12 protein-coding genes are annotated in these 17,867 nt (G+C 39.5%); 6 read left to right on the top strand and 6 right to left on the bottom strand.

The features are described 5' to 3' along the window. Positions 1-10: 10 nt before the first annotated feature. Together C1642_RS11755 and nfuA are read right to left on the bottom strand one after the other, a co-directional pair. Complete coding sequence (locus C1642_RS11755) at positions 11-2,050, bottom strand: ligand-gated channel protein (protein WP_103236365.1); 2,040 nt, start codon at positions 2,048-2,050, stop codon at positions 11-13. A gap of 164 nt (positions 2,051-2,214) precedes the next feature. Continuing rightward, complete coding sequence (gene nfuA / locus C1642_RS11760) at positions 2,215-2,853, bottom strand: Fe-S biogenesis protein NfuA (protein ID WP_000102721.1); 639 nt, start codon at positions 2,851-2,853, stop codon at positions 2,215-2,217. A 157-nt stretch (positions 2,854-3,010) separates the two neighbouring features. Between nfuA and C1642_RS11765 the strand changes: the two genes are divergently transcribed. The 5 genes from C1642_RS11765 (at position 3,011) to C1642_RS11785 (ending at position 8,846) form a co-directional block, all read left to right on the top strand. Further along, complete coding sequence (locus C1642_RS11765; protein WP_000902937.1) at positions 3,011-3,628, top strand: rhomboid family intramembrane serine protease; 618 nt, start codon at positions 3,011-3,013, stop codon at positions 3,626-3,628. 170 nt (positions 3,629-3,798) lie between these two features. Next, on the top strand, positions 3,799-5,475 hold the full coding sequence (locus C1642_RS11770) for an arylsulfatase (protein ID WP_000875360.1): 1,677 nt from the start codon (positions 3,799-3,801) through the stop codon (positions 5,473-5,475). Further along, the gene (locus C1642_RS11775) at positions 5,472-6,479 is read left to right on the top strand and encodes a formylglycine-generating enzyme family protein (protein WP_017816073.1); all 1,008 of its coding nucleotides are present in this window, start codon (positions 5,472-5,474) and stop codon (positions 6,477-6,479) included. The genes C1642_RS11770 and C1642_RS11775 overlap by 4 nt, the downstream gene beginning before the upstream one ends. Positions 6,480-6,596: 117 nt before the next feature. Beyond that, positions 6,597-6,761, top strand: a complete 165-nt coding sequence (locus C1642_RS11780; RefSeq protein WP_103236372.1) for a hypothetical protein — start codon at positions 6,597-6,599, stop codon at positions 6,759-6,761. Positions 6,762-7,298: 537 nt separating this feature from the next. Continuing rightward, a complete protein-coding gene (locus C1642_RS11785) occupies positions 7,299-8,846 on the top strand; it encodes a hypothetical protein (RefSeq protein ID WP_075400632.1) in 1,548 nt (515 codons plus the stop codon). A gap of 43 nt (positions 8,847-8,889) precedes the next feature. On the opposite strand, the gene C1642_RS11790 is transcribed toward C1642_RS11785, so the two are convergent. Together C1642_RS11790 and C1642_RS11795 are read right to left on the bottom strand one after the other, a co-directional pair. Next, positions 8,890-10,224, bottom strand: coding sequence for a D-serine ammonia-lyase (locus C1642_RS11790; protein WP_103236366.1), 1,335 nt, complete (start codon positions 10,222-10,224; stop codon positions 8,890-8,892). A 162-nt stretch (positions 10,225-10,386) separates the two neighbouring features. Beyond that, positions 10,387-12,018 carry an inorganic phosphate transporter gene (locus C1642_RS11795; protein WP_001087641.1) on the bottom strand — a complete coding sequence of 544 codons (1,632 nt, stop codon included), beginning with the start codon at positions 12,016-12,018 and terminating at the stop codon, positions 10,387-10,389. Between the two features lie 462 nt (positions 12,019-12,480). Here C1642_RS11795 and metH point away from each other — a divergent pair, with 462 nt between their 5' ends. Beyond that, positions 12,481-16,167: a methionine synthase gene (gene metH, locus C1642_RS11800; RefSeq protein WP_103236367.1), complete on the top strand. Its 3,687-nt coding sequence runs from the start codon at positions 12,481-12,483 to the stop codon at positions 16,165-16,167. Between the two features lie 79 nt (positions 16,168-16,246). Here the strand turns inward: metH and C1642_RS11805 are convergent, their stop codons facing one another. Both C1642_RS11805 and C1642_RS19215 read right to left on the bottom strand, forming a co-directional pair. Continuing rightward, entirely contained in the window at positions 16,247-17,251 is a 1,005-nt protein-coding gene (locus C1642_RS11805; RefSeq protein WP_000080245.1) for a transketolase family protein, read from the bottom strand. Between the two features lie 10 nt (positions 17,252-17,261). Then, positions 17,262-17,867, bottom strand: a 606-nt coding sequence (locus C1642_RS19215) for a transketolase (RefSeq protein WP_228153848.1), incomplete at its 5' end; no start/stop codon positions are given.

Below are 17,867 nucleotides of genomic sequence, written 5' to 3' on the forward strand. Positions count from 1 at the left end.
ATTCAAATACTTAGAATTTATAAATGATTCCTAAATTATAACGGCGTCCGTCTAAAACATAATTGTAAGTTGCTACATCAACATCTTTATCAAATAAGTTATAGATACCTGCTGCAACTTGGATTTTATCCGTCGGCTTATAGTTCATACCAACATCAACCAGTCCATAAGCAGGCTTTCCGTCAGCCATTGAGGTTCGGCTTAAATATTCAGAAGTTTTGCTACGGAAATTCAAACGGCTCCACATACCCACTAAATCATTCACTTGCCAATCTAAAGTGGTATTAAACATATGTTCCGGCATTTCATTTAAAGGCTGGCCTTTAAACTCCCCACTCTTTTGCTCTGTATCGGTATAGGTATAATTGGCATTCAATTTTAAGTCAGGTGAAATGAGCCAACCAAACGTCGCTTCAATCCCTCTCATATTGGCTTTATCTACATTTGTTCGTTGACTGACAAAATCAAATTTAGTACCCAACCAATCACAATTATAAGTACCCGCATCTCCCGAGCATGTTCTAACTTCTGTAATTTTATCTTTAAATTCGCTATTAAAAATCGTTAGACCGGCATTGAGGTTATCAAGATTATCCCAAGAAAATGACAGCTCATAGTTCGTACTTTTTTCTGGTTTTAAATTTGGATTACCAACAATAACCCCTGCCGAACGTCCTCCGCCCGTAGCTTGCCCCCATTCTGCTACTGTCGCTCGTAGTGCAGGTGTCTTATAGCCTGTTGATACGCCGCCTTTAATAATCCAGTTATCATTTAAAGTCCATACACCATATACTTTAGGACTGAAATGATCTCCAAATTTTTCGTCCTGATCCATACGCAGTGACATTGTTAATGTAAAAGGATCTGTAATATTCCATGCATCTTCTGCAAATAATGCCCAGCTATAACGATCTAAATTAGAAACAGGTTGTGACCCGCCCACTTTTAACTGGTTACCTAAATCATCCAATTCTTCTTTTAAATAGCTGCCCCCAACACTAAGCGCATGATTTGCTAATGTGATTTGGTTAAGCGTATTAAATGTAGTATTTACAGCTTCCATATTTCTAGACGGGTTCTTATTTTCTTCGCGTTGAATATAAGAATGAGTCTTCACAGGACCAATGTCACCACGGTGCGTTAAACTATATTCTGTACGGTAATAGTCTGTTAATGAATCTGCTGGTGGATTACGACCAGTTTGAATAGGTGAAACTGTTTTCCCAACTGTAGCATTACGATTTTGAATAGAACGCTGGTATTCAAGCTCAATGGTATGCTGATCATTAGGAGTTAAGCTTAAAGTAGCCCCTCCTGCTCGAATTTTTTGTTTGTTATACCCTCCAATAATTTCATCTTCATCTCTTTGTGAAAATGTACCATTAGCTTTTAAACCAAGTAAATTCTTAATTAATGGTCCCGATACATAAGTATTAGCTTGGTAAAGGTTTCCAGATTTATTATTTTCCTGAATTGTTGTATCTAACTTAACAGAACTGTTCCAAACATCTGCGACTTTTTTAGTAATGATATTAATCACACCACCCATGGCATCTGAACCATATAAGCCAGACATTGGACCACGAATAACTTCAATACGTTCGATACTTTCGATTCCTGGTAACCAACCTTGTTCAATACCTGAATTATCACTATTTGGCCGCACAGAACGTGTATTTACTTTCTTACCATCGACCATAATAACGGTATATGCGCTCCCCATTCCACGAATACTAATATCTGATGAGCTCCCGCCACCTGTAACGACCACCCCCGGTACATCTTTAAGTGCATCCGTTACATCTCGATATGCTTTTTTATTAATTTCCTCTTGTGTCAGAACAGAAATCGAAGCTGCTGCTTTTTTTATATTTTGTTCAAAGCCACTTGCTGTAACGACTATTTTTTCTAATTGTGTAACTTCACTATCTTTTTTATTTTTTATGGAAGAATCAACTAAAATATTTTCACTTTCAGCGGCATAAGCCGCAGGAAACATTCCTGTAAGTACCGAAATTGATAGTACAGATTGGAAAATACGCTTAGTCATATCCTGCTCCAACAGATTAAATTATGAATAAATATTAAGTTTTACTTAAACAAATGTAACAAATTTAAATAAAAAAATAAATAATATTGATAATTATTTTCAATTATAGAAAATAAAAAAACCTCATCCCGAGGCTTTTTTATTTCACTTTTCAAATAATTTAATTATTTGAAATAAGCACCTTCTGCTTGTGTATGGTCTGTTTGGTCAACCACACGTTGTAGTTCAGGAATGTGTTCTTTCAAGGTTGTTTCAACACCTTGTTTTAAAGTCACATCAATTGCTGAACAACCTTGGCAACCGCCACCAAATTTCAATACAGCAGTAAGACCATGTTCAGGGTCATCTTGTACTTCAACTAAGCTACAGTTACCGCCGTGTCCTGCAAGACCCGGGTTAATTTCTGCTTGAAGTACATAGGTAATACGCTCTTCAATTGATGCATCTGGCCCTACGCGCGGCACTTTAGAGTTTGGTGCACGGAAAGTTAACTGACCACCAAAACGATCTTTGTTGTAGTCAATAACAGCGTCTAAAAGATAAGGGATAGACGGCGCATCAATATATGCAGGGAAATCAGGATAGTCCTGTTTATAATCCGTCGGCACCACTTCTTCTGGTGCACTATATGCCATACAGCACTCTGCACGTGGTGTACCCGGATGTTCAACAAAAATTCGAACGCCAATTCCCGGAGTATTTTGCTTCGCCAATAATTCGTGCAAATACTCTTGTGCAGATGGTGTAATCAAAAGGTTCGGAATTTCTTCTGCAACAGCAGTGTTGGTGTTCTCAGTCGACATAACAATATTCCTCAAGCTGATGCCTTTATATTAACCGAAGATGAGGTGGATTTAAAAAAAATCAACTAAATTTGTCGGATTTATACACAACAGGGTTTCAAGTTGTGTTTTTAATGGCATTATTGCCATCAGTATTGATCATTTTTAAATATTTCTTATGTTGCATTTGCCGTTTAATCACACCATTACTCTTATTATTATTACGGTCATTGTGTCTTTACTTGCTTTTAGCAATCAAAATGTCATGAACCGTTTGATCTTCTGGCCGCCTGCAATGCAACGTGGACAATTTGATCGATTCATTACTCATGGTTTTATCCATGCAGATGGTACTCATTTGCTCTTTAATATGATTACCCTGTTTTTCTTTGGCAGCATCATCGAAAGTTTTTATCGCCAATATTTTTATGACATGGGTTTTGTGCTGTTCTATTTAGGCGGATTAATTTTTGCGATCTTGCCAAGCTACCTACAACATAAAAATGATGCAAACTGGGCAAGTCTAGGTGCTTCAGGAGCCGTATCTGCTGTTCTGTTTGCCTATATTCTATTTCAGCCGTGGAAGCTGATTTTTGTATTTTTCATCCCTGTGCCAGCTATTATTTTTGCAATTCTCTATGTTGCTTATAGCATTTGGGCAGGTAAACGTGGCAATACGCATATTAATCATAGTGCCCATTTATGGGGTGCGGCTTACGGCGTAATTGTAACGATTTTGATTGAGCCAAGAGTGATTCCTCATTTCTTAGATCAACTTACTCGCCTACCTTTTTAAATCCATATTTTTGAGAAAAGCCCAATATGGGCTTTTCTTTTTTTCTCATTTATTTATCAAGATAAATTCTCAGATATTTTTCTGATTTTCTTTGATCAATTCCTTGTTTTGATTGCAAAAACCATCTGATTAAACTCAAGCACAATTCTTTTAATAATTCAGATGATACAATGAAGTACAAAGCTCTTTTATCTAGTCTTTCCATTGCTTTATTTAGCTTATCTTTAGCTGGATGTAACGATAATGATTCACAAGAAACTGCGGTAAGTACACCAAAGCAGCCGAATATTTTATTCATTATGGCCGATGACTTAGGGTATTCAGATTTAGGAGCTTTTGGTGGTGAAATTCATACCCCGAACATTGATAGTTTAGCGCAAGAAGGTCGAATTTTAACTGACTATCACACTGCACCTACATGCTCGCCTACTCGTTCACAACTCATTTCTGGTACTGATCACCACTTGGCAGGCATAGGTGCTATGGCAGAGCTTACCCCTGATCATTTAAAAGGACAGCCTGGCTACGAAGGCTATTTAAATGAACGCTCACTATCGATTGCTCAGGTGCTCAAAGATAATGGTTATCGAACTTATATTAGCGGTAAATGGCATTTGGGATTAACACCTGAAACCAATGCACATGCTAAAGGTTTTGATCATTCATTTACCTTATTACAAGGTTTAGACCACCACTTTAAACAAGCTCCAAGTGCGTTTAAGCGAAATTCAACCTATACCGAAGATGGGCAAATTATTCCTGTTTCAGCATTGCCTGATGACTTTTTCTCGACCAATTATTTTACCGACAAATTACTTAGCTATTTAGAGTCAGGTAAAAATAGTGGCAAACCATTTTTTGCCTATGCAGCCTATACAGCACCCCACTGGCCAATACAGGCACCAGCAGAATACCGTGAAAAATATCGTGGCGTTTATGACGTTGGTTACGATGCTATCCGTAATGCCCGTATTGCACGCCAAAAGCAACTTGGAATTATTCCAGTAAACTTTGAGGCTGCAGAACCAATTGCAACTCAAAATGCACCACAAAAATATGGCAAGTGGAATGAGTTAACAGCTGAACAAAAAGCGCTTGAAGCACGCAAAATGGAAATCTACGCAGGCATGGTAGAAAATCTTGATGCCAATGTAGGCCGAATTATTCAATATCTCAAACAAAATAACCTTTATGACAACACTTTAATTTTCTTTGTTTCTGACAATGGCGCAGAAGGTTTTGTTCGCGGAAGCTATGGCAGTGAATCAGGTTTTGATAATTCTGTAGCAAATGTAGGTACCCCTACTTCTTATCATTACATTGGTCCACGTTGGGCCGAGGTCAGTGCAGCACCTTTCCACTTATGGAAAGATACAGCTGGTGAAGGTGCAACTACCGCTCCTGCTATTGTGAAATTACCAAATCAAAAGAAAGCTGAAGAAACCAATCATAGCTTTGCATCGGTACTCGACGTTTTTCCAACGTTATTAGATTATGCTCATATTCCAGTACCTCAAGGGCAATATAAAGGCCGAACCATTAATACGCCAAGCGGTTATTCTTGGAAGTCTGTACTTGAAAATAAATCACAAACGATACGCCCTGCCAATTTCAGTTTTGCCGATGAATTGCATGGTAGTAAATATGCAAAACAAGGCGAATGGAAAATTGCACTTCAAGGTCGCCCTGAATTAGGAACAGGTTCTTGGGAGCTCTATAACATTGCCACTGATCGTGGAGAAAATCATAATGTTGCGCAGCTTTACCCTGCAAAAGTTCAAGAGCTATTAGCGGTTTATCAAAAATACACTGAACAAAATGGCGTACAGGAATATAACGCCAAATGAAATTGAAACTGGTTTTAAGTACTACAATCGGCCTGTTGTTCATCACAGGTTGTAGCAAGTCTGAACATAACGCTGACACTAAAACGGTTTTACCAAAGCATACCATTCAATCGGCTGCTTTGGGTTCCATCGAACAGTGTAAGAGCTATACAGGACTTCCTACAGGCTGGCTTAAAAATACAACCGCAGGCATGGTATTCATTCCAGATGGGCATTTTAATTTTGGTTCTGAAAAAGCTTATCCAGATGAACTTAACTTTGGAAAAAAACAACGGGAAGTTAAAGGTTTCTGGATTGATCAAACTGAAGTCACTGTTGCTCAGTTCGCGAGTTTTGTGAAGGCAACTGGTTATATCACCGATGCTGAAAAACAAAAACAAGCTGCTGTTTTTTCTCCAGACCCACATCATCCTCAGCAATGGTGGCAACTTAAGACAGGATATACATGGAAAACACCAAACGGCAAAAATGATGCTCTTCCTAATCCTCATGAACCTGTACGCTACGTAACTAAAAATGATGCTGAACATTATGCAGTTTGGCTAGGACGGGACTTACCCACAGAACTTGAATGGGAATATGCCGCTAAAGCAAACTCGCCAACTGATACTCCTTTACATCAAGCACCTACCGATGAGCACCAGCATCCACAAGCGAATTACTGGCAAGGTGCATTTCCCTTTGAAAATCTGAACCAAGATCATTTTACTGGTATTGCGCCTGTCGGATGTTTTAAACCTAACGGTTTTAAACTATTCGATATGATTGGAAATGTTTGGGAATGGACATCTTCTCCTTATCAAGGTGCGCACGACCAGCACATGGGTAATTATTCGGCTTTAAGACAACAAGAAATGAGCAGTACTCAATATGTGATTAAAGGTGGATCGTTTTTATGTGCTGAAAATTACTGTTCACGTTATCGTAATAGTAGCCGCTATCCCCAAGATTTTGATTTAGCCGCCACCCATGTGGGTTTTAGAACGATTTTACGCTCTCCTTAATTTCTTCTTAATTTAGCTGCTAAAAGATATTTTTTAACCAAAAACAGATCGAAATATAATCAAAACATTTCTATAGTAAAAGGGAGAATGATAAAAAAGCGAGAACAACATGAAAACATTACTTCTTTACTTCTTTGTGCCGCAGCAATTTTCACAATGTCATTATCAGCCTGTGCAGTACATACACCTGAGGGTAGTATTGTGATTGACCCAGATTCACCATATTACGGACACCCGGGAGATTTTTGCCCACCTGGACAGGCGAAAAAAGGACGTTGTTAGAAGTACTCTTTTAAAGTCATTAGATAGAGACTTCTATTAAATGATGAACTGAATACCGAAATGGAGGGTTCCAGCCCAAAATTAGATGGGATGAAACTAGAAAATTATGGTGTAAAAAATCACCATATCCCCAAGATTTTTAAAAGACAATCTTACGTTGTCTTCTATCTAGTTTCACCCCAATTCTTTCTTATTTCGTTTGACTTTTCTGATCATTTAATAAAAAAAGTCTAGTTTTTACTCATCGTTGTATCTTTTTATTGATACATTTTGATCATTTTACCTTCAGGTCAAACCTGATGAATTCGCTCTATACAAAATAACTATTTATGTAACGTAAGTCTATAAAAATGTTCTAAAAATGTGAAAAAAAATGAAGGTAAAATGCGATGTAATTATCATAAAAAATGACTCATCTTATATTCATCACAAAAATATTGAATTTTATTTTGGCAGTTATTGCCACACGTTTCTTTTCATTGGCATAGATAATGTATACACCTGTATATTAACCTTATCGTACAAGCGAGATATTTTATGTCCAGCCAGAGTCCAGCCGAAGGTCTACAATTTCCGATTCACGCCTCGATCAAAAAGCAAAGCACGTCTCTTACAGGCCAAGAGATTTTGTCAGAAGCTTTATCTATTGTAGATAATAAAACTGCTCAACAGATTTTGGCTGAAAAAAATTGGCGAAAAAATTATCCTATTTACTTTAAGGCACTTGTTAAGCACGGAATTACTAACAGCAATAATCCAATTACCATTGCAAAACAGGGATTGCATAAGGCTCATCATCTTTTTGATTATTACCGCGATGGTAAACACTATCTTTTAAAAGATGCTCTACACATCCCCACTTCTACTCCTTTAAATACAGTAAGATTTAAAGGTGAAAGTGAAGCTGCACCAGAATGGTATGTTCCATATAAAGGCCAAAAACTGAGCGGGCAAAGCTTACTTGACCAAATTCAAAAATGGGAAAATGCAGGTATTATTGAACCAAGCCATGCTACGGCTTTACGTGAAGCTGCTGCTCATCCTGAATGGTTTGATTTATCTGACCGTACGATGGTGTTATTTGGTGCAGCCTCAGAAGCAGGACCATTACCTTGGCTAGCAAGATGGAAAGCGAATATTGTTGCAATAGATTTACCAAACCCACGAGTTTGGGGGAAAATTCTAAATACAATCCAGCAAGGAAACGCAACGCTTATTGCACCAAGTATTGAAAAAATTGACTCTTCGGCAAAAGCTTCAGCATTGAGAGATAAATTGGGTGCTAATTTATTAACGCAAATACCAGAAATTGCCCAGTGGTTAGTTCAATTTCCTCAAAAATTAGACTTGGCTGCTATTGCTTATTTAGACGGAGAAAAACATGTCCGTGTTTCTATGGCAATGGACAGTATTATGCAATATGTGAGTGAACATAAACCTGATACCAGCTTAATGTTTATGTGCACACCAACTGATGTTTATGCAGTACCAAAAGAAGTTGCAGAAGCTGCTCAAGAGAAATTTAAATCTCGTTCACAACTACAAAAAATGGCTGTGAAAGGTGTTTCTACACTCTCACTCAAACGTTTTTTTCAAGCACCTTATCAAGATTTGATTACTAGCGAAAATGGCAAAACTTATGGTATTGCAGACTGTTTGGTAGTTGAACAAGGGCCAAACTACGCTTTGGCAAAACGTATTCAACAATGGCGTGCGACACTTGCCCGTCATCAAGGTCAACGTGTAAGTATTAATATTGCACCATCTACCACAACTCATTCGGTCACAAAGAATCCGCTCCTTAAAGCTGCTTTTAATGGCGCAGAACTTTTTGATGTAGAGGCATTTAGTCCAGAAACCACGAATGCGATTATGGCGGCGTTATGGATTCATGACTTAAGAAATGATTCTTCTGTCGCAAACCCTGAAACCGTACTCGACCACCCTCTAGAGTTGATGATGGAGGGTGCTAACCATGGCGGTTTATGGCGTGTGGCTTATTTGGCACGTACAGCTCTTCCTTTTGCAGCCATCTATGGCTTTGCAGCCGAGAAACTTCCATTTAGGAAATTTTCTAAAAAATAATAACGTTGAAAGCCCAATTTTAGAATTGGGCTTTTTTGTGCAATTAATTGCTTTGGCTATGCGTTAAATACTTCTGCATTTCATCAGGTGGAACCATTCCTCCTCCTGTCGCCCATACCACATGTGTCGCATGTTGTAACTTTTCAGCTGACAATTGATGCAAGGCCAAATAATCAGGAGTAGTTTGCACATAATATGGCCCCATCATGCCTGCCGCTGCCGAGGGCTCAACTTGAATATTTTCAGTTTGATTTAAAAGCGAAATGAGTTCATATAAACATTCATCATCAATGGTGTAGTAACCGTCAATTAACTGCTGCATAGCACGTCCGACAAAACCAGAAGCACGGCCAACAGCTAATCCATCTGCCGCAGTGATGTTATCTAAACCAATGTCATTTACTGAAATCTGATCATGCAGGCCTGTATAAACGCCAAGTAACATACACGGAGAATGGGTAGGTTCTGCAAATATACAATGTACATGCTCACCAAAAGCAAGTTTTAACCCAAAGCTCACCCCACCAGGACCGCCCCCTACTCCGCACGGTAAATATACAAATAAGGGATGATCTGCATCGACTTTAATTTGCTTTTGTTCAAACTGTTGTTTTAAACGCAAACCTGCAACTGCATAACCTAAAAATAAAGTGGTCGAATTCTCATCATCAATAAAAAAACAAAATGGGTCCTGTTCGGCTGCCTTACGCCCTTCTTCTACAGCAACTCCGTAATCACTGGCATATTCCACCACATTTACACCAAGTGAACGTAGCTTATCTTTCTTCCATTGCCTTGCATCGGCAGACATGTGTACCGACACTCTAAACCCAAGCTTCGCGCTCATAATACCGATTGATAAACCAAGGTTACCAGTAGAACCTACCGCAATTTGATATTTGGAAAAAAATGTTCGAAATGAGTCTTGGTCTAATTTACTGTAATCATCTTCTAGTTTGAGAAGCCCTGCCTCAATGGCTAATTTTTCAGCATGGGCCAATACTTCATAAATACCACCACGTGCCTTGATTGAACCCGAAATAGGTAAATGGCTATCTTTTTTCAGCCAAAGTTTCCCTGTAAGTGTCTTATGCTTTTGTAGCGATAGACCTTGTTGCATCTCCGTAATTTCTACTAGCGCTGATTCAATTTTTCCATGCTGGGCTTGAGTTTCAGGGAAGACTTTTGCCAAATAAGGTGCGAAACGCGCTAGCCTTGCTTCTGCTTCTTTTACATCCTGTTCTGTAAGACCCACTTTCGCTAGTGCTTCGTTTAAAGGATAACGGTGAGGATTAAACCAAAATGTTTCTTGATAGTCTTGTAATGTTTGAATGAGTGGAAATTGTTGTTTTAATTGGTCGAGTTGAACCGTTTTCATCTTATATCCTTTCATAAAAATTTTAAGCTAAAGTGTTTAATACAGGCGTTCGAGATAGCCATTAACTTGTTAGAGAATTTACCCTAAAAAAAGATTTTTTTTGAAATATAGAAATAAAAAAAGCCACTCATGCTAGTGGCTTTTTTTATTCAAACAGACAGCTTATACAAACTGTAAGAACAACCAGTATAGACCACCAGACAAACAGATGGTTGCAGGAAGTGTAAATACCCATGCAGAGAGAATTGTTTTTACAGTATTGAAATTCAGGCCTGATTTATTGGCAACCATAGTACCTGCAACAGCACTATTTAAAACGTGTGTTGTTGAAACCGGCATACCTAAACCATCTGCTGCAGCAATTGTACTCATTGCAACAAGTTCAGCAGACATCCCTTGACCGTAAGTCATGTGATGCTTACCAATACGCTCACCGACAGTTACCACAATACGTTTCCAGCCAACCATAGTACCAAGTCCAAGCGCTAATGCGACTGCCACTTTCACCCAGTTTGGAATGTATTGTAAGAATGAATCCAAGCTACTACGATAATCTTTCACAAGCTTTTTCTGTGAGTCATCCATTTTTGGTAAAGCATCTGCCTTATCCAAACGCTTAAACGTCGTTGTGCTCAAATACATGTCATTACGGATTTCGCTAATTGCAGCTTCTGGAATATCTTTTAAGTTGCTATAGCTAGAAACACGCTCACCCAAATGGTCAGTCATGCTTGCCAATGCAGGCACAACTTCAGGCGTTTGTTGCTTGGTTTGAATGTATTTAGTTAAAACCGCACGCGCTTTTTCGTCAGTCAATTCTGGTTGATTTTGGTTTAACAAAACCGCAGTTTGAGAAGAAAGCTGGTGGAATGATTGAACCTGCTGTGTATCGAGGTTTTTATTTAATGAATAAGCTAATGGCACTAAACCAACCAAAATAAGCATGATAAGACCCATACCTTTTTGGCCATCATTAGAACCATGTGCAAAACTCACACCTGTACAGGTAAAGATAAGAATTGCACGAATGATTGCTGGTGGTGGCTTATTCCCTTCAGGTGGCTGGAATAATTCTAATTGGCGTTTGAAAATAGTTTTAACCAACAAGAATACAATTGCCGCAAAAGCAAAACCAATTAAAGGAGAAAATAATAATGCCTTACCTACTTTAATCACCTGATCCATATCAACACCACTGGTCGTTACGCCAGTCGATGCACTCAACAGATGATTCATAATACCCACACCTAAGATTGAACCAATCAAGGTATGAGAGCTAGAAGCAGGAATTCCCAAGAACCAAGTACCAAGATTCCAAAGAATTGCAGCGATCAACAATGCAAAAACCATTGCAAAGCCAGCACCACTGCCCATGTTCATAATAAGTTCAACTGGAAGCAATGCAATAATGCCATACGCAACAGCACCACTTGCGACCATTACCCCAAGGAAATTACAAAAACCTGCCCACATGACTGCAACCGGTGCAGGCAAAGCATTTGTATAAATAACCGTTGCAACTGCATTAGCAGTGTCATGGAAACCGTTTACAAATTCAAAGCCTAGTGCAATCAAGAGTGCAGTAGATAAAAGAATAACTGAATAAAGGCTTAAAGGTGGAACATGCGCTAAATCAGCACTGACCTGAAACCCAATATAAATAAGTGTTGCAATAATAATCGTCAGAAACACCGGCATAAAAAACTTAGGTGTCGGGACATGTACATTCGTCGATTTTGCTTGCAGGTTTGCCGCAAGTTTTGAATCCGAAACAGGGGGTAGATTAGAATTCATGCAGACGGTAAGAGGATAATAAAATCCTCTGTATTCTTAAATTAAATTATGACAATTATATGACAAAGAGGCGCCTGATGAAGTCAATTTTTTATATTTTGACCTCATTTGATGCACCTTTCCCCGACTGTTTTTATTTTTTTCTTAAAATACAATAATTTAAACCATTAATTATGAGCTCCTTTTGTGCTTATTTTTACAGCAAAAAAATAAATAAAATGACCCATATGTCTATTTTTCATACAAAGCAACTGTAATATTTCGGCATATTGAGCATGAAATATTTCAATATCATGATCATTTGATGAATATTTCATGAAAATTCTTTTGTTTTTGACATAAAGCGATCTCTTTTTTAACTTTTTAGTCAGCTACACCTGACCTTCGTAGATCATCATTTGTGCTGCTATTCTGTTACAATAGCGCCGCATTTTTAAATTCATATAAAGATCGGGGTTTTCTATGTCTACGCTTGCCACCCTAAAAGCGCTTCTTGCTAAACGCATTCTGATTATTGATGGTGCAATGGGAACCATGATCCAGCGCCATAAATTGGAAGAAGCTGACTATCGTGGTGAGCGTTTTGCTGATTGGGCACATGACTTAAAAGGTAACAATGACCTTTTGGTTTTAACACAGCCTCAAATCATTCAAGGTATTCATGAAGCCTACCTCGATGCTGGTGCAGATATTATTGAAACCAACAGCTTTAATGGCACACGTGTTTCAATGTCTGACTACCACATGGAAGATCTTGTTCCAGAGATTAACCGTGAAGCAGCTCGTCTAGCCAAAGCAGCTTGCGAAAAATATTCGACTCCAGACAAGCCTCGTTTTGTGGCAGGTGTACTGGGGCCAACATCTCGTACATGTTCAATCTCTCCAGATGTGAACAACCCTGCTTTTCGTAACATTAGCTTTGATGAACTAAAAGAAAATTATATTGAAGCGACTCATGCACTAATTGAAGGTGGTGCAGACATTATCCTGATTGAAACTGTATTTGATACTTTAAACTGTAAAGCAGCGATTTTTGCAGTCAAAGAAGTATTCAAACAAATTGGTCGCGAATTACCAATTATGATTTCAGGGACCATTACCGATGCATCAGGCCGTACTTTAACAGGTCAGACAGCGGAAGCTTTCTGGAATTCGGTTCGTCATGGCGATTTGCTTTCAATCGGTTTTAACTGTGCCCTTGGTGCAGATGCCATGCGCCCTCACGTAAAAACCATTTCCGATGTAGCAGATACGTTTGTTTCAGCGCACCCAAATGCAGGCTTACCAAACGCATTTGGTGAATATGACGAAACGCCAGAACAAACGGCAGCTTTCTTAAAAGAGTTTGCTGAAAGCGGTTTGATTAACATTACTGGTGGTTGCTGTGGTACGACACCAGACCATATTCGAGCTATTGCCAATGCAGTAAAAGACATTGCGCCTCGCCAAGTGCCTGAAACGGTACCTGCTTGTCGCTTAAGTGGTTTAGAACCATTTAATATTTATGATGATTCATTGTTTGTAAATGTTGGTGAACGTACTAACGTTACCGGTTCTAAAAAATTCTTACGTCTCATTCGTGAAGAGAACTTTGCCGAAGCTTTAGAAGTTGCACAGCAACAGGTTGAAGCTGGCGCACAGATTATTGACATTAACATGGATGAAGGGATGCTCGATTCGCAAAATGCGATGGTGCATTTCTTAAACCTTGTAGCATCCGAACCTGACATTTCACGTGTACCGATCATGATTGACTCATCGAAATGGGAAATCATTGAAGCTGGCTTAAAATGCGTACAAGGTAAACCTGTTGTTAACTCAATTTCCTTAAAAGAAGGTTATGACGAGTTCGTCGAAAAAGCCCGCCTCTGCCGTCAATATGGTGCCGCAATTATTGTGATGGCCTTTGACGAAGTGGGTCAGGCCGACACTGCTGAACGTAAACGTGAAATCTGTAAGCGCTCTTACGACATTTTAGTAAACGAAGTAGGCTTCCCTGCTGAAGATATTATTTTTGACCCGAACGTATTTGCAGTTGCGACTGGTATTGAAGAACATAACAACTACGCAGTCGATTTTATTGAAGCAACGGGCTGGATTAAACAGAACTTACCGCATGCCATGATTTCTGGTGGTGTATCTAACGTTTCGTTCTCATTCCGTGGTAATGAGCCAGTTCGTGAAGCCATTCACTCTGTATTCTTGTACCATGCCATCAAACAAGGCATGACCATGGGTATTGTGAACGCAGGTCAAATGGCTATTTATGATGATATTCCTACCGAGCTAAAAGAAGCGGTTGAAGATGTCATTTTAAATCAGAATCAAGGTGAGTCTGGTCAGGCTGCGACTGAAAAATTACTTGAAGTTGCAGAAAAATACCGTGGACAAGGTGGTGCAACAAAAGAAGTCGAGAACCTTGAATGGCGCAATGAATCAGTTGAAAAACGTCTTGAATATGCCTTGGTTAAAGGTATTACGACTTATATTGACCAAGACACCGAAGAAGCCCGCTTAAAATCAAAACGTCCTTTAGATGTAATTGAAGGGCCACTGATGGACGGCATGAACGTCGTCGGTGACTTGTTCGGTTCAGGCAAAATGTTCTTGCCACAAGTTGTAAAATCTGCCCGAGTCATGAAACAAGCAGTGGCATGGCTCAACCCGTACATCGAAGCTGAAAAGACCGAAGGACAGTCTAAAGGTAAAGTCCTAATGGCAACGGTTAAAGGTGACGTACACGATATTGGTAAAAATATTGTAGGCGTAGTACTTGGCTGTAATGGCTATGACATTGTTGACCTTGGCGTAATGGTCCCTTGCGAGAAAATCTTGCAAACTGCAATTGATGAAAAATGTGACATCATTGGGTTATCTGGTCTGATCACCCCATCTTTAGATGAAATGGTATTTGTTGCTAAAGAAATGCAGCGTAAAGGCTTTAACATTCCTTTATTGATTGGTGGTGCAACCACTTCTAAAGCCCACACAGCAGTAAAAATTGACCCTCAGTATCAAAACGATGCAGTAATTTATGTTGCTGATGCTTCTCGTGCTGTTGGTGTAGCGACAACCTTGCTTTCGAAAGAAATGCGTGGTGCATTTATTGAAGAACATCGTGCTGAATATGCCAAAATTCGTGAGCGTTTAGCCAACAAACAACCAAAAGCGGCCAAACTGACTTATAAAGAGTCGGTTGAAAATGGTTTTAAAATTGATGAAAGCTATGTGCCACCAAAACCAAATCTTTTGGGAACTCAAGTTTTAAAGAATTATCCGCTTGCAACACTCGTGGATTATTTTGACTGGACGCCATTCTTTATTTCTTGGAGTTTAACTGGCAAATTCCCGAAAATTTTAGAAGATGAAGTGGTCGGCGAAGCAGCAACTGACTTGTACAACCAAGCACAAGCGATGTTGAAAGATATTATCGACAACAATCGTTTTGATGCTCGTGCTGTATTTGGTATGTTCCCTGCTCAGCGTACAGACGCAGATACAGTCAGCGTATTTGATGAAGCTGGTCAAAATGTTACGCATACTTTTGAGCACTTACGCCAGCAATCTGACAAGGTGACAGGCAAACCAAACTTGTCTTTAGCAGATTACATTCGTGCTGACCGCGAGCAGCAAGACTACTTGGGCGGATTCACTGTATCGATTTTTGGTGCAGAAGAACTGGCAAATGAATACAAAGCCAAAGGTGATGACTACTCTGCAATTTTAGTGCAGTCATTAGCTGACCGTTTTGCCGAAGCTTTTGCCGAACACTTACATGAACGTATTCGTAAAGAGTTCTGGGGCTATAAAGCTGATGAGCAGCTCAGCAATGAAGAACTGATTAAAGAGAAATATGTCGGTATTCGCCCTGCACCGGGCTACCCTGCTTGCCCAGAGCACTCTGAAAAAGCAGTGTTGTTCGACTGGTTAGGTTCTACCGACAAAATCGGTACTAAACTGACTGAACACTTTGCAATGATGCCACCATCTTCGGTGAGTGGTTTCTATTATTCTCATCCTCAAAGTGAATACTTTAACGTGGGTAAAATTTCTCAAGACCAACTTGAAGATTATGCGAAACGTAAAGGTTGGACACTGGATGAAGCGAAGCGTTGGTTAGCTCCGAATTTAGATGACTCGATTGTTTAGATTTTTAAATAACCCTGTTTAAAAATAGGGCGTGAAGGAAATTCCATCACGCCCTTTTCAATTTGAAAGTTTAATCTTTTTACTTCAAATGTGCCTTAATCTTTTCTTTAACAGCTTCAGTTGAAATACCATATCGATCATGCAAAGTGGGTAATGCACCTGCATCTAAAAATGCATCTGGCAAACCAATCATATCAAAACGAGGATGTTGACTATTTCTTAAAAGTAGTGAGCCGACTGCTTCGCCTAACCCACCAATCACTGAATGATTTTCGGCAGTTAAAACAGGTCGCCCACCTTTAGCAACTTCATCCAAAATAGTTTGTTCATCTAGAGGCTTAATGGTAGGTACATGTAGCACTGAAACCTCAATACCCTCTTTTTCAAGTTCTTCAGCTGCCTCAAGCGCACGCATGGTCAATAAACCAGTGGAAATAATGAGTAAGTCTTTACCGGGTTTAATCACCTGTGCCTTACCCAATTTAAACTGGTAATTGTATTTATCGAGTACTAACGGAACCTGACCACGCAATAAACGCATATATACGGGGCCATTATGAGCAGCAATCTGAGGAATCGCTTGTTCGATTTCCAAGGCATCACAAGGGTCAATGACCATCAAGTTCGGCATTGCACGAAAAATCGCAATATCATCCGTTGCCTGATGACTTGGGCCGTAGCCTGTGGTTAAGCCCGGAAGTGCCGCCACAATTTTGACATTCAGATTATCTTCCGCAATCGCCATACAAATAAAGTCATAGGCACGGCGTGATGCAAATACGGCATAAGTTGTTGCAAAAGGAACAAATCCTTCACGAGCAAGTCCTGCTGCTGCACTCATCAAAAGTTGTTCTGCCATGCCCATTTGGAAGAACTTGTCTGGATTTTCTTTAGCAAAAATATGCAGATCTGTATATTTTGATAAATCTGCTGATAAGCCTACAATATCATCACGCTCTTTTGCCAAGGCATTCAATGCATGTCCAAATGGTGCGGGTTTGGTCGGTTGGCCCTCGGCAGCAATAGAAGCAATCATTGCCGAAGTGGTTAGTTTTTTCTTAGGGGGATTAGCTAACTGGCTCATGTTGTATTCCTTACTGTCCGTAGTGGGTCAAAATATTTAAAGCGTCGTCCCATTCATGTTCATCAACACGAATGAAGTGTGTTTTTTCGCGGCTTTCCAAGAACGACACGCCTTTACCCATTTTGGTGTCACAAATAATGACTCTTGGGCATGCTCCCTCATAGTTTCGTGCTTGATCGAATGCCTCAAGCAGAGCTTCCATGTTGTTGCCATCTACACGCTGGGTGTACCAACCAAATGACTGCCAACGATCAACAATTGGCTCAAATGCTAAAATTTCGCTGGAGTGCCCATCTGCCTGCTGATTATTCACATCAATAATGGCAATCAAGTTATCTAGTTTCCAATGCGAAGCAGACATCACTGCCTCCCATGTTGAACCTTCATTTAACTCTCCATCAGAAAGTAAGTTATAGACAAAAGCATCTGATTTTTTCTGTTTCAGCCCTAGACATGCACCGACTGCAATTCCAAGACCATGACCCAATGAGCCACCTGTAATTTCCATACCCGGTGTGTAAGAAGCCATACCCGACATCGGTAGACGACTGTCATCTGCACCATAGGTTTCAAGTTCTTCAAGTGGGATAATTTTTGCTTCAATTAAGGCTGCATA

The organism is Acinetobacter sp. AKBS16, from assembly GCF_002899995.1.
Taxonomy (GTDB): Bacteria; Pseudomonadota; Gammaproteobacteria; order Pseudomonadales; family Moraxellaceae; genus Acinetobacter; species Acinetobacter baumannii.